The sequence below is a fragment of the Streptomyces sp. HUAS 15-9 genome (genome assembly GCF_025642155.1).
Taxonomy (GTDB): Bacteria; Actinomycetota; Actinomycetes; order Streptomycetales; family Streptomycetaceae; genus Streptomyces.
In genome coordinates, this window is record NZ_CP106798.1 from 5,215,474 (window position 1) to 5,227,844 (window position 12,371).

General features: G+C 71.6%; 14 protein-coding genes. 9 read left to right on the top strand and 5 right to left on the bottom strand.

The features are described from left to right. The 3 genes from N8I87_RS24170 (at nucleotide 1) to N8I87_RS24180 (ending at nucleotide 2,070) form a co-directional block, all read left to right on the top strand. Nucleotides 1-1,254 carry an alpha/beta fold hydrolase gene (locus N8I87_RS24170; RefSeq protein WP_263211662.1) on the top strand — a complete coding sequence of 418 codons (1,254 nt, stop codon included), beginning with the start codon at nucleotides 1-3 and terminating at the stop codon, nucleotides 1,252-1,254. Continuing rightward, complete coding sequence (gene tsaE, locus N8I87_RS24175; protein WP_263211664.1) at nucleotides 1,217-1,732, top strand: tRNA (adenosine(37)-N6)-threonylcarbamoyltransferase complex ATPase subunit type 1 TsaE; 516 nt, start codon at nucleotides 1,217-1,219, stop codon at nucleotides 1,730-1,732. Before N8I87_RS24170 ends, tsaE begins: the two co-directional genes overlap by 38 nt. 170 nt (nucleotides 1,733-1,902) lie before the next feature. Further along, nucleotides 1,903-2,070, top strand: a complete 168-nt coding sequence (locus tag N8I87_RS24180; protein ID WP_263211666.1) for a hypothetical protein — start codon at nucleotides 1,903-1,905, stop codon at nucleotides 2,068-2,070. Nucleotides 2,071-2,088: 18 nt separating this feature from the next. Here the strand turns inward: N8I87_RS24180 and N8I87_RS24185 are convergent, their stop codons facing one another. After that, nucleotides 2,089-2,646 carry a hypothetical protein gene (locus N8I87_RS24185; protein ID WP_263211668.1) on the bottom strand — a complete coding sequence of 186 codons (558 nt, stop codon included), beginning with the start codon at nucleotides 2,644-2,646 and terminating at the stop codon, nucleotides 2,089-2,091. A 113-nt stretch (nucleotides 2,647-2,759) separates the two neighbouring features. Here N8I87_RS24185 and tsaB point away from each other — a divergent pair, with 113 nt between their 5' ends. Genes tsaB through N8I87_RS24210 form a run of 5 tightly spaced genes read left to right on the top strand, consistent with a single transcriptional unit; the run spans nucleotide 2,760 to nucleotide 5,782 of the window. Further along, nucleotides 2,760-3,416 (top strand): tRNA (adenosine(37)-N6)-threonylcarbamoyltransferase complex dimerization subunit type 1 TsaB, encoded by a 657-nt coding sequence (gene tsaB / locus N8I87_RS24190; protein WP_263211669.1) that lies wholly within the window; start codon nucleotides 2,760-2,762, stop codon nucleotides 3,414-3,416. Nucleotides 3,417-3,445: 29 nt separating this feature from the next. Further along, complete coding sequence (gene rimI / locus N8I87_RS24195; protein WP_263216627.1) at nucleotides 3,446-3,943, top strand: ribosomal protein S18-alanine N-acetyltransferase; 498 nt, start codon at nucleotides 3,446-3,448, stop codon at nucleotides 3,941-3,943. After that, nucleotides 3,936-5,039, top strand: coding sequence for a tRNA (adenosine(37)-N6)-threonylcarbamoyltransferase complex transferase subunit TsaD (tsaD, locus tag N8I87_RS24200; protein ID WP_263211671.1), 1,104 nt, complete (start codon nucleotides 3,936-3,938; stop codon nucleotides 5,037-5,039). Before rimI ends, tsaD begins: the two co-directional genes overlap by 8 nt. After that, on the top strand, nucleotides 5,036-5,293 hold the full coding sequence (locus N8I87_RS24205) for a hypothetical protein (RefSeq protein WP_263211673.1): 258 nt from the start codon (nucleotides 5,036-5,038) through the stop codon (nucleotides 5,291-5,293). The genes tsaD and N8I87_RS24205 overlap by 4 nt, the downstream gene beginning before the upstream one ends. 48 nt (nucleotides 5,294-5,341) lie before the next feature. Then, nucleotides 5,342-5,782 carry a hypothetical protein gene (locus tag N8I87_RS24210; protein WP_263211675.1) on the top strand — a complete coding sequence of 147 codons (441 nt, stop codon included), beginning with the start codon at nucleotides 5,342-5,344 and terminating at the stop codon, nucleotides 5,780-5,782. Between the two features lie 12 nt (nucleotides 5,783-5,794). Here the strand turns inward: N8I87_RS24210 and N8I87_RS24215 are convergent, their stop codons facing one another. Genes N8I87_RS24215 through N8I87_RS24230 form a run of 4 tightly spaced genes read right to left on the bottom strand, consistent with a single transcriptional unit; the run spans nucleotide 5,795 to nucleotide 11,216 of the window. Beyond that, complete coding sequence (locus N8I87_RS24215) at nucleotides 5,795-8,095, bottom strand: beta-xylosidase/alpha-l-arabinosidase (protein WP_263211677.1); 2,301 nt, start codon at nucleotides 8,093-8,095, stop codon at nucleotides 5,795-5,797. 25 nt (nucleotides 8,096-8,120) lie between these two features. Next, nucleotides 8,121-9,020 (bottom strand): carbohydrate ABC transporter permease, encoded by a 900-nt coding sequence (locus N8I87_RS24220; RefSeq protein ID WP_263211679.1) that lies wholly within the window; start codon nucleotides 9,018-9,020, stop codon nucleotides 8,121-8,123. A 4-nt stretch (nucleotides 9,021-9,024) separates the two neighbouring features. Continuing rightward, nucleotides 9,025-9,891: a carbohydrate ABC transporter permease gene (locus tag N8I87_RS24225; protein ID WP_263211681.1), complete on the bottom strand. Its 867-nt coding sequence runs from the start codon at nucleotides 9,889-9,891 to the stop codon at nucleotides 9,025-9,027. Then, nucleotides 9,888-11,216, bottom strand: coding sequence for an ABC transporter substrate-binding protein (locus N8I87_RS24230; RefSeq protein ID WP_263211682.1), 1,329 nt, complete (start codon nucleotides 11,214-11,216; stop codon nucleotides 9,888-9,890). The genes N8I87_RS24225 and N8I87_RS24230 overlap by 4 nt, the downstream gene beginning before the upstream one ends. 107 nt (nucleotides 11,217-11,323) lie before the next feature. Between N8I87_RS24230 and N8I87_RS24235 the strand changes: the two genes are divergently transcribed. After that, on the top strand, nucleotides 11,324-12,358 hold the full coding sequence (locus tag N8I87_RS24235) for a LacI family DNA-binding transcriptional regulator (protein ID WP_263211684.1): 1,035 nt from the start codon (nucleotides 11,324-11,326) through the stop codon (nucleotides 12,356-12,358). Nucleotides 12,359-12,371 lie beyond the last annotated feature (13 nt).

Here is a 12,371-nt window from a genome sequence, read left to right on the forward strand (position 1 = left end):
GTGAGCGAGAGCAGTGCGGAGGCCGTCGCGGAAGCCGCTGCGGCGGCCGTCGCCTCCGCCACGGGGGCGGCCGGGAGCTGGCGCAGGGCGACCGGCATCGCCGGTACCGCGATAGGTGTGCTCGCCGCCGGCGCGGCCGCCGGTGTCGCGATCGAGCGGATGACCGTGGGCCGCGGGATGCGCAGGAAGGCCCGGCTGGCCCTGGACTCGGCGGGACCGTACGGCGCACTGCGCGGTACCCCAGGCAAGGCGATCGCGGACGACGGCACCGAGCTGTACTACGAGGTCGACGACGTCGAGCCGGAGGGCGGACCGGCGCCACGGCGCCGCCGGCTCTTCGGCCGCAAGGCGCCCGCCCCGGTCACCGTGGTCTTCAGCCACGGCTACTGCCTCAGCCAGGACTCCTGGCACTTCCAGCGGGCGGCGCTGCGCGGCGTCGTACGCACCGTGCACTGGGACCAGCGCAGCCACGGGCGGTCCGGGCGGGGCGTGGCCCAGCTGCGGGACGAGGCGCCGGTCACCATCGACCAGCTCGGCCGCGACCTCAAGGCCGTCATCGACGCGGCGGTGCCCGACGGGCAGATCGTGCTGGTCGGGCACTCCATGGGCGGCATGACGGTGATGGCGCTGGCCGCCCAGTACCCGGAGCTGATCCGCGACCGGGTCGTGGCCACCGCCCTCATCGGCACGTCGTCCGGGCGGCTCGGCGAGGTCAACTTCGGGCTGCCGCTCGCCGGTGTGAACGCGGTGCGCCGGGTGCTGCCCGGAGTGCTGAAGGCGCTCGGCACGCAGGCGGCGCTGGTGGAGAAGGGGCGCCGGGCCACGGCGGATCTGTTCGCCGGGGTGATCAAGCGGTACTCGTTCGCGTCCCGGGAGGTCGACCCGGCGATCGAGCGGTTCGCCGAGCGGATGATCGAGTCCACGCCGATCGACGTGGTCGCCGAGTTCTACCCGGCCTTCACCGACCACGACAAGACCGAGGCCCTGGCCCGGTTCGCGGACATGCCGGTCCTGGTGCTCGCCGGGGTCCAGGACCTCGTCACGCCCAGTGAGCACAGTGAGGTCATCGCCGATCTGCTGCCCGACGCCGAGCTGGTCCTCGTCCCGGACGCCGGGCATCTGGTCATGCTGGAGCACCCGGAAGTGGTCACCGACCGGCTCGCCGACCTGCTCACCCGCGCGGGTGCCGTGCCCGCAGGGGCTACCGTAAGTGGCTATGGAAGCAGCACCAGCAGCGCCGCACGACCCGGCTGAGATTGAGCTGATCATCAACGCTCCCGAGCAGATGCGGGAGTTGGGCCGCCGCCTGGCCAAGCTGCTGCGCTCGGGCGACCTCGTGATGCTCAGCGGTGAGCTCGGCGCGGGCAAGACGACGCTCACCCGTGGGCTCGGCGAGGGGCTCGGTGTGCGGGGCGCGGTCACCTCACCGACCTTCGTGATCGCCCGGGTGCACCCGTCCCTGGGCGACGGGCCGCCGCTCGTCCACGTCGACGCGTACCGGCTGTCGGGCGGTCTGGACGAGATGGAGGACCTGGACCTCGATGTCTCGCTGCCCGAATCGGTGATCGTCGTGGAGTGGGGCGAGGGCAAGGTCGAGGAGCTGACCGACGACCGGCTCCAGGTGGTGATCCACCGGGCCGTCGGCGACACCACGGACGAGGTACGGCAGGTGACGATCACCGGGCTCGGCGAGCGCTGGGCCGACGTGGACCTCTCGGTTCTGTCGGCCTGAGCGGCTTCGACGCGGTCGCCCCGAGCGGCCCGAGAGGCGACGTCCGCCCGGAGATTCCGACAAGCCGTCGGCAAGATATTGCGTCGGACGTCCTGGGCGTGTTCACATGGTATCCAGTCCGTGGTTAGGCGTACCTAACTACGCCCGCCCCCGCTCGTCAGGAGGCGTCCATGTCCGCTGCTCAGCCCGGGGCGCAGCCCCCGCCTCATCCGGTCGCCGGGGTGTCCATGCGCGATCTGCTGGCCTCGTGCGTGGCTGCGGACGCGGTCTCCAAGCCGCCGCGCGAGCCCGAGCCGCACGCGCCGGAGCCGGCGCGGGAAGAGCGCGCGGCCGCTTAGCGCCGTACCTGCTCACGGCTAACGGATCACGACGACCCGTACCCCGATCGTCGCGAACTTCCACATCTCGTTCCCGTCCGCGCGCCGCTCCCGGATGCCGCCCGTCTTCACGGTCGTGTCGGGATCCGCGGCGGAGGGGTCCACGGCGGCGCTGAAGCCGATGACCACATCGTCCACGCTGGTGAAGCGCACGACGTGCTCGACGGGGATGCCGTCCGTGCCGGTGACCGCACGCGAGCGGGACATCACCGCATACGAGCCCGGGAGCGGGTCGACGCTGCCCGGGGTCACCTTGAAGGTGCGGCGCACCTTGCCGTTCTCGGCGACCAGCCACACCCGGTCGTCGTCCACCGAGTACACGACACGTTCACCCGTGCCCGAGCCGCCGGGCAGGGCGGTGGGGTGCTTGGTGTCCCGGGGCGCCTTCGTGGCGGCCAGCGCGGGAGAGGAGGTCGACGAGGGTCGGCCGGCGAGACCGGCCGGGACGGTGGCCGATGCCTGGTAGGCGAGGAGTCCGACCGTCCCGACGGCCGCCGCGGTGAGCCCGGCCACGATTCCCGCGCTGGTCCCTGCCACGTGCGCCCACCTCTGCCTCGCGGTATATGTCGTACTTCGTCCAGACGGTAGCAGTCGGTGACCGCGTCACCGGGGCGGCCGTGCGAGCGGCGCGGGAGCCGTAGGCTGTTCGCGTGCTCTTGCTCGCTCTGGATACCGCCACCCCCGCCGTCACCGTCGCCCTGCACGACGGTGAGGCCGTCATCGCCTCGTCCAGTCAGGTGGACGCGCGCCGGCACGGCGAGCTGCTGCTGCCGGCCGTCGACCGTGTGCTCGCCGAGTCCGGGCTCAAACTGGACGCCGTCACCGCGGTCGTCGTCGGCATCGGACCCGGCCCCTACACGGGACTGCGTGTCGGCCTGATGACCGCAGACACCTTCGGGCTCGCGCTCGGCGTCCCCGTGCACGGTGTGTGCACGCTCGACGGCCTCGCGTACGCCTCCGACATCGAGAAGGGCCCCTTCGTCGTGGCGACCGATGCCCGGCGCAAGGAGGTCTACTGGGCCGAGTACGCCGACTCGCGCACCCGGCTCACCAATCCGTCGGTCGACCGGCCCGCCGACATCGCCGACCGGGTGGCGGGACTGCCCGCCGTCGGCGCGGGGGCGCTGCTCTACCCCGATACCTTCCCGAACGTCCACGAGCCCGAGCATGTCTCCGCCGCCGCCCTCGCCTCGCTGGCCGCAGAGAAGCTGGCCGCGGGCGAGGAACTGCCGGAGCCCCGGCCGCTGTATCTGCGCCGTCCCGATGCCCAAGTCCCCAAGAACTACAAGGTGGTCACCCCCAAGTGACCGAGCCCCTGACCTCCCGACTTCGCGAGATGCGCTGGTGGGACATCGATTCCGTCCTCGAGCTGGAGAAGGACCTCTTCCCCGAGGACGCGTGGTCGCGCGGCATGTTCTGGTCCGAGCTGGCGCACGCCCGGGGCGCGGAGGCCAGCCGGCGGTACGTCGTCGCCGTCGAGGGCGACCGGATCGTCGGCTACGCGGGCCTGGCCGCCCAGGGCGACCTCGGCGACATCCAGACCATCGCCGTGGCCCGTGACCACCAGGGCACCGGGCTCGGCGGACTGCTGCTGACCGAGCTGATGCGCGCGGCGACCGCCTTCGAGTGCGCCGAGGTGATGCTCGAGTGCCGCGTCGACAACGTCCGGGCGCAGAAGCTCTACGAGCGCCACGGCTTCGAGCCCATCGGCTTCCGGCGCGGCTACTACCAGCCGGGGAACGTCGACGCCCTGGTCATGCGACTGACCACCCGATCCGACAGCGGCTCCGCCGCCGGGTCGACCTCCGTACAAGGAACCGAGAGCAATGACTGACGAACCGCTGGTCCTGGGGATCGAGACCTCCTGCGACGAGACCGGCGTCGGCATCGTCCGTGGCACCACCCTGCTGGCGGACGCCGTCGCCTCCAGCGTCGACGAGCACGCCCGCTTCGGCGGGGTGGTGCCGGAGGTGGCGTCCAGAGCGCACCTGGAGGCGATGGTCCCGACCATCGACCGGGCGCTGAAGGACGCGGGGATCAGCGCGACGGACCTGGACGGCATCGCGGTGACGGCCGGCCCGGGTCTCGCGGGCGCGCTGCTGGTCGGCGTGTCGGCGGCCAAGGCCTATGCCTACGCCCTCGGCAGGCCCCTCTACGGCGTGAACCACCTCGCCTCCCACATCTGCGTGGACCAGCTGGAACACGGCGCACTGCCTGAGCCGACGATGGCGCTGCTGGTGAGCGGTGGCCACTCCTCGCTGCTGCTGTCCACGGACATCACCTCCGACGTCCGCCCGATGGGCGCCACCATCGACGACGCGGCCGGCGAGGCCTTCGACAAGATCGCCCGTGTGCTGAACCTGGGCTTCCCGGGCGGCCCGGTCATCGACCGGTACGCACGCGAGGGCGACGCGGACGCGATCGCCTTCCCGCGCGGTCTGACGGGCCCGCGCGACCCGGCGTACGACTTCTCCTTCTCGGGTCTGAAGACGGCCGTGGCCCGCTGGATCGAGGCCAGGCGGGCGGCGGGTGAGGAGGTCCCGGTGCGTGATGTGGCGGCCTCCTTCCAGGAGGCGGTCGTCGACGTCCTGACCCGCAAGGCGGTGCGCGCCTGCAAGGACGAGGGCGTGGACCATCTGATGATCGGCGGCGGTGTGGCCGCCAACTCCCGGCTGCGGGTCCTGGCCCAGGAGCGCTGCGAGGCGGCGGGTATCCGGCTGCGCGTGCCTCGCCCCAAGCTGTGCACGGACAACGGCGCGATGGTGGCCGCGCTGGGCGCGGAGATGGTGGCGCGCGGGCGGGCGGCGTCCGGTTGGGACCTGTCCGCGGACTCCTCGCTGCCGGTGACGGACCCGCATGTGCCGGGCACCACCCACGACCACGACCATGTGCACGAGGTCGGCATCGGCAAGGAGAACCTCTACTCGTGAACGCCGCACTGATGTGGGAGGCGAGGGCGGCGGAGGGCCGCGGCGAGGATCTCGTGACCTGGGTCCGGTCCCAGGAGCTCCCCCGTTCCCCACTCCGCCGGGAGACCTTCCGCGCCACCGAGGACCGGGTCCTGGTCATCACGTGGTGGGACGCCCCGCTCGACGCCGACCTCCCCGAACTCCCCGAGCCCCCGTCCGACTTGGCCTCCCGACCGGTGCACCGGTGGCGGTTCGAGTCGGTGGGGGAGGGGTAGCCCGCTTCCTGTGGACGACGCGAACCCCGTCGATTGCCCGGAGTTGAAATGACTGAGGTCGGCCGCCTTCTGAAGGGCGCGGTCGTCGGGTCCGTCGGCCGGGCCGCGGACATGGGGGTGGTCGAGTTCGCCGGACCTGAGGGGCAGGCGCTCGCCGTCCACCTCCAGTGCCCCTTCCGGATCCTGCAGGACGAGAACCTGGTCCTGGGGGCGCGCGACATGACGTACCCGCAGAAGGGCGAGGGTCCGGACGCGTTCGAGCGGTTCGCGACGGTCTACGACGTCCGGGCCGAGACCCTGAACCAGATGCTCGCCGCGCTGCGCCCGTCGGTCACGGCCGTGACGGTCGGCCCGGCGGGTGTCCTCGCCGTGGCCTGGGAGCCCGGGTTCCGTCTGGAGGCATTCCCCGACTGCTCGGGCAGGGTGGAGGCCTGGCGGGTCCTCGAACGGGGCGGGGAGCACTACGGTTTCCCTCCGGGGCTGGTCTGAGGCGGCGGTCCCTCAGTCGCACTCATGTGTCTCGCACCGCAACCGCCTGCCCGGCCCGAGCACCCGCACCGGTCCCGTGAGTGTCAGGTGCGCCGTGTGCCGTACCTCCGCGCTGGACAACGCCAACCGCAGTTCCAGCGCGCCCGGTTCGACCACCCGTGAGCCCGAGCGGTCGGTGAAGGCCGAGAGGTCCGTGTGGAAGCGGAAGGTCAGCCGGCGGGACTCGCCGGGGGTCAGGCCCAGTCGGTGGTAGCCGATCAGGCGTACGTCCGGGCGGGTCACCGATGCCACCGGGTCGTGCAGGTAGAGCTGGACGACCTCCGCGCCGTCGCGGTCGCCGGTGTTGCGGACCGTGAGGGAGAGGGCGTACGAGCCGTCCGTGCCGATCTCCGGGTCCGTGCCCTCGAAGTCCTCCCACGCGAACGTCGTGTACGAGCGGCCGTGGCCGAAGGCGTAGAGCGGGGTCGGGTCCAGGTTGCTGACCTCGCCCGCCAGGCCCAGTGGTGGCTGGAGGTACGTCCACGGCTGGCCTCCTGGGACGCGCGGCACGCTCACCGGGAGCCTTCCCGAGGGGTTGATCCGGCCCGACAGGACGCCCGCCACCGCGGGGCCGCCCTCCTCGCCCGGGAAGAACGCCTGGACCACCGCTCCGAGCAGACCGTCCCAGCGGCCCAGTGCGTACGGGCGGCCGGTCAGCAGGACCAGGACGACGGGGACGCCCGTGCCGACCAGCGCGTCCAGGAAATCGCCCTGTACTCCCGGGAGTCGGAGGTCCGCCACGTCGCAGCCCTCGCCCGACGTGCCCCGGCCGAACAGCCCGGCCCGGTCGCCCAGGACCGCCACGCAGACGTCGGCCTCCGACGCCCGAGCCACCGCCTCCTCGAAGCCGGACCGGTCCGGGTCGGACACCCCGCAGCCCTCCGCGAACGTCACCTTGGCGTCCGGGAGTTCGGTGCGCAGGGAGTCGAGGAGCGTGGGGATGTCCACGCCCGGCGGGACGTCGGGGTGGTGGGTGAGCACGTGGGACGGGAAGGAGTAGCAGCCCAGCATGGCGAGGGCGTCCGCCGCCCGGGGGCCGACCACCGTGATGCGCGTGCCGGGGGCCAGCGGGAGCAGGCCGTCCGGGTTGTCCAGGAGGACCACGGACTCCTCCGCCAGACGGCGGGCCAGGGCGCGGTTCGCCGTCGAGTCCAGGTCGACGGGGCCCGCCGGTTCCGGCTGCCAGTCCTCGTCCAGAAGACCCAGCTCGCACTTCTGCAGCAGCACCCTGCGGGCCGCGCGGTCCACCAGCGACTCCGGGACCGTTCCGGCGCGTACGGCTGCCACCAGGGGCTTTCCATAGCACTTCAGCGTCGGCAGTTCGATGTCGACGCCCGCTTCCAGCGCCCGGTGCGCAGCCTCGGCCGGGCTGCCGGCCACCCTGTGCAGCGTCTCCAGGAAGCCGATGCCGAAGTAGTCGGATACCACCGTACCGGTGAATCCCCAGTCATCCCGCAGGAGTTCGGTCAGCAGGCGCGGGTCCGCGGAGGCCGGGACGCCGTCCGTCTCGTTGTACGCCGCCATCACCGAGCGGGCGCCGCCCTCACGCAGTGCCATCTCGAACGGGGGGAGCGTGACGTCCGCGAACTCCCGCACGCCCGCCCGGACGGGGGCCAGGTTGCGGGCGCCCGCCGAGGACGCGTACCCGGCGAAGTGCTTGAGCGTGGCGACGATCCCGGCCGACTCCAGGCCCCGGACGTAGGCCGTGCCGATCGTGCCGACCAGGTACGGGTCCTCGCCGATCGTCTCCTCCACCCGGCCCCAGCGGGGGTCGCGGACCACGTCCAGGACCGGGGCCAGGCCCTGGTGGACGCCGACCGAGCGAAGGTCGTGGCCGATGTGCCGGCCCAACTCCTCGACCAGCGGCGGGTCGAAGGTGGCACCCCAGGCCAGCGGCACCGGGTAGGCCGTCGCGCCCCAGGCCGTGAAGCCCGCCAGACACTCCTCGTGGGCGACCGCGGGGATGCCGAAGCGGCCCGCGGCGGCGATCCGCCGTTGCGCGCGGGCCAGGGCCTGGGCGCCGAGCGCCGGGTCCACGGGGGCCGTGCCGAATGAGCGGGTCAGCTGGCCGAGGCCGAGGGCGATCAGCTCGGCCCAGTCGTACTCCGCGGTCATCTCGCGCTGCAGCGGGGCGACTTCCTCGCCGTCCGTGGCCGCGCCCACCCACACGCCGTACAGCTGGGCGGTCTTCTCCTCCAGGGTCATCCGGGAGAGCAGGTCGGCGACGCGGACGGCGGCGGGCAGGGCGGGGTCGCGCCAAGGAGCGGTGGTCATGAAACTCCCGTCGGGATAGAGGTGATCACTTGCCGCCCACGCCCATCAGCCCGCCGACCAGCGCGCGGCGCGCGACCAGGTACACGGCGAAGATCGGGACACCGGAGAGGACGACCGAGGCGAGCAGGGCGGGGATGTTCACGCCGAACTGGCTCACGTAGTTGAACAGGCCGAGGGTCAGCACACGCGGACCGTCGGACTGGGTGAAGATCAGGGGGAAGAGAAAGCCGTTCCAGGCCTGGAGGGCGGAGTAGATGACGACCGTGCTGATTCCGCCCTTGGCCAGCGGGACGACCAGCTGGAACAGCATGCGGGTGGGTGAGGCGCCGTCCAGGGCCATCGCCTCGTACAGGTCCTCCGAGATGTCGCGGAGGGTGCCGGTGAGGATCAGCACCGACACCGGCATGGCGAAGGCGGCCGTCGGCAGGACGACCGCGAGGAGGCTGTCGTAGAGGTTCAGCTTCGCGATCATCAGGTAGAGGGGGACCACGACGGCCTGCGCGGGGATCGCCACGCCCAGCAGGAACAGCCGGAAGGCGGAGCCGGACCAGGCGTTTCGGGTGCGTACGGCGACGTGGGCGAGCGGGACGCACAGGACCAGGACGATCGCCACGACCGCCGCCGCCACGATCGCCGTGTTCGCCAGGAAGTGGCCGAAGCCGTTGTGCAGGACGGTGTTGTAGTTGTCCAGGGTCGGGTCGGCCGGCGGCTTGAGGGCGTTGTTGCCGAGGGCCTGGTCCTGACGGGTGAGCGAGGCCGAGATCATCGCGTAGATCGGGACGAGTACGACCGCCAGCCAGATGACCGCGCCCAGGCCGGCCAGGGGGTTGGCGCGTCTGCTCCAGTGCCCGCGGCGGCGCCGGGCGGGCGGCTTCGCGGGCGGCTCGCCGGTCTTCACGGGGCGGGGCAGCGTATCGTGTGACACTCCGTCACATTCCTTCCCGTGCGCTGCGCATGGCGCCGAAGCCGGTCAGCCGCACCATGACCAGGGAGAGCGCCGTGGCCGCCACCACCAGGAAGGACGCGACGGCGCTCGCGTAGCCGAAGTCGTAGCTCTTGAAGCCCGCCTCGTACATCAGGTACGGCAGGATCGCCGTGTCGGTGCCGGGGCCGCCCTGGGTGAGGATCAGGACGGTCTCGAAGTAGGTCAGCGACCCGACGATCATCAGCACGCTCGACGTCGTCGCCGTGTTGCGCAACTGGGGGAGCGTGATCGAGAAGAACCGGCGGTAGCGGCCGGCGCCGTCGATCGCGGCCGCCTGGTACAGGACGTCGGGGATCTGGCGGGCCCCGCCCTGGTAGATCAGGGTGTGGAAGGGGATGAACTGCCAGCCGCCGACGAAGACGATCGCGAGGAAGGCACCGCTGGTCGAGCCGAGTGTGTCCTGCTGGATGATGCCGAAGTTGGGGTCGAGCAGGGCGTAGAAGAGCAGCGAGATCGCCGTCGAGGACAGCAGGAACGGGACGAAGAAGACCGCGGAGAGGATCGCGCGGTTGCGCTGCCGGCCCGCCGCCCACACGCCCAGCAGCAGGGAGACGACCGTCTGGAAGGCCCAGCTCACCAGCGTCAGCAGGACGGTCACCGTCAGGGACTGGGTCAGGCGGGGGTCGTCGATCAGCTTCCGCCAGTTGGCGAGGCCGACCGGCTCCGGGTCGCCCAGGCCGTTCCACTGGGTGAAGGAGAGATAGAAGGCCAGGGCCATGGGGGCGACGGCGAAGAAGGTGAAGAACAGGACACCCGGGAGGGCCCACGCGGCATGCGGGCGTCCTGCCTTCGTGGCGGTACCGGCGCTCACTTCAGACCCTGGAGCGCCGACACGAACCGGCTGGGCGAGGACTTACCCACGAACAGTTTGCTGATCTCGGTGAGCATCGGCGTCGAGACGTCCGGATCCACGGCCTGGTCCCAGCTCAGGGTGAAGGCCGGGGCCTGCCGCACCATCTGGTACTGGAACTTGGCGAACTCGGGGTTCGGCGAGGCGTCGAGCAGCTTCTCCGCGTTCGAGGTGGTCGGGATGTCGCCGTTGGCGACCAGGTCCTTGGCGTACGCCCCGGACGCGCAGTCGCGCAGGAAGGCGATCGCCGCGTCCTTGTTGGACGTACGGGCGTTCACGGACCAGTAGTTGGTGGGGTTTCCGACGACGTTGCGGATGTCGCCGGCGCCGCCCTCGACCTTCGGGAACGCGCACCAGCCCAGGTTCCGCCTGGCGAAGTCGGGGAACTTGCCGAGCTGCGTCGAGTACTCCCAGGAGCCCATCAGGTGCATCGCCGCCTTGCCCTTGGCGAAGACCGCGGGCGCGCCGCCGTTGACGTACGACACCGAGCTGAAGCCCTTCCCGAAGGCGCCGTCGTCGATGAGCTGTTTCACGGTCTCGGCTGCCTTCAGCACCGCCGGGTCGCCCCAGCCGGACGGGTCACCGTTCTTGATCTTGTCGAAGACCTCGGGCCCGCCGATGCGGTCGGTGAGGTACTCCAGCCACATGAGCTCGGGCCAGATGTCGGCGCCGCCGAGCGCGAAGGGGGTGATCCGGGCCTTCTTCAGCTTGCCGTTGATGTCCAGCAGCTGGTCGAAGGTGGTGGGCGGCTGGAGCTTGTGCTCGGCGAAGACGGCCTTGTTGTAGAAGAGGATCACGGGCTGCATGCCGCGCATGGGGATGCCGTAGTTGCGGCCGCCGAGGCCGCCCGCCGCGAGGACCGAGGGCAGAAAGCCGTCCTTGAGGACCGGGTCGGACCCGATGGTGCCGGTGAGGTCGACCAGCTGGTTCGCGTCCTTGTACGCCTTGATCGAGCCGCCGCCCCAGTTGAAGAACACATCGGGCGCGTGGGGCGAGCCCATCGCCGTGCGCAGCTTGGCGGGGTAGTCGGAGCCGGGCACCTTCTCCAGCTTGATCCTGCCGTTCGCCTTCTTCGCGGCTGCCGAGGCATTGAACCGGCTGATCGCCTTGACCTGCACCTTCGCCGCGTCGTCGCCGTACACGAAGGCGGTGAGCATGCCGCCGGCACCGGATCCGCCGGAGGAGCCGCAGGCCGAGAGTCCGGCGGTGAGCAAGGTGGTGGCGCCGGCGCCGAGCATCCAGCGCCTGCTGAAGGTACGCCCGCCGTTGGACGTCTGGGACTCCATGACAGCACCTCTCTTCCGAATGTTTCGATTTGGAGAGCGAATGTTCCGGGAACGTATGGCCAGGCAGGGGCTTCGTCAAGGGGCCGCGCAGGGATACGATCGCGGGCATGAAGCCTTCGAAGCCCGCAGAAACGCAGACCGCGACACTTGCCGAAATCGCTCGCGAGGCCGGCGTGTCCGCTCCGACTGTTTCGAAGGTCCTCAACGGCCGCGCCGATGTCGCCCCCGCCACCCGCACCCGGGTCGAGGAACTGCTGCGCGCCTACGGCTACCGGCGCCGCCGGGCCGAGGCTTCCCGCTCGCCCCTGATCGACCTGGTCTTCCACGAGCTGGAGAGCGCCTGGGCGATGGAGGTCATCCGGGGCGTGGAGAACGTGGCCCGGGACGCCGGCCTGAGCGTCGTGCTGTCGGAGTCCGCCGGGCGGCTCACCCCCGGCCGGACCTGGGCCGACCAGGTCGCCGCCCGCCGCCCGCACGGGGTGATCCTGGTCCTGTCCGGGCTCGACGAGTCCCAGCGCGCCCTGCTGACCAGCAGGTCCATCCCGTTCGTGGTGATGGACCCGGCCGGCGACCCGGGCGCCGACGTGCCGTCCATCGGCGCCACCAACTGGCAGGGCGGCCTCGCCGCCACCCGGCACCTCGTCGACCTCGGCCACACCCGCATCGGCGCCATCAGCGGACCGTCCCGGATGATGTGCAGCCGCGCCCGGGTCGACGGCTACCGGGCGGCGCTGGAGACAGCCGGGCTGCCCGTCGACCCGGGCCTGATCAGGACCGGGGACTTCCACCACGAGGCGGGCTACCGGCTCGGCCTGGAACTGCTGCGCCGCCCGGACCGGCCCACCGCCGTGTTCGCGGGCAACGACCTCCAGGCGCTCGGGCTGTACGAGGCCGCCCGCGAGCTGGGGCTGCGCATTCCGGAGGACCTGAGCGTGGTCGGCTTCGACGATCTGCCGGTGGCCCGCTGGGTGGGCCCGCCGCTGACGACCGTACGGCAGCCGCTCATGGAGATGGCCGAGGCGGCGGCCAGGCTGGTGCTCGACCTGGGGCGCGAGGCGGAGTCCTCGACGGCGACCCGGGTGGAGCTGGCGACGAGCCTGGTGGTGCGCGCGAGTACTGCGGCGCCGGTGGCCGGAAGTTGACGTATTGACGGGT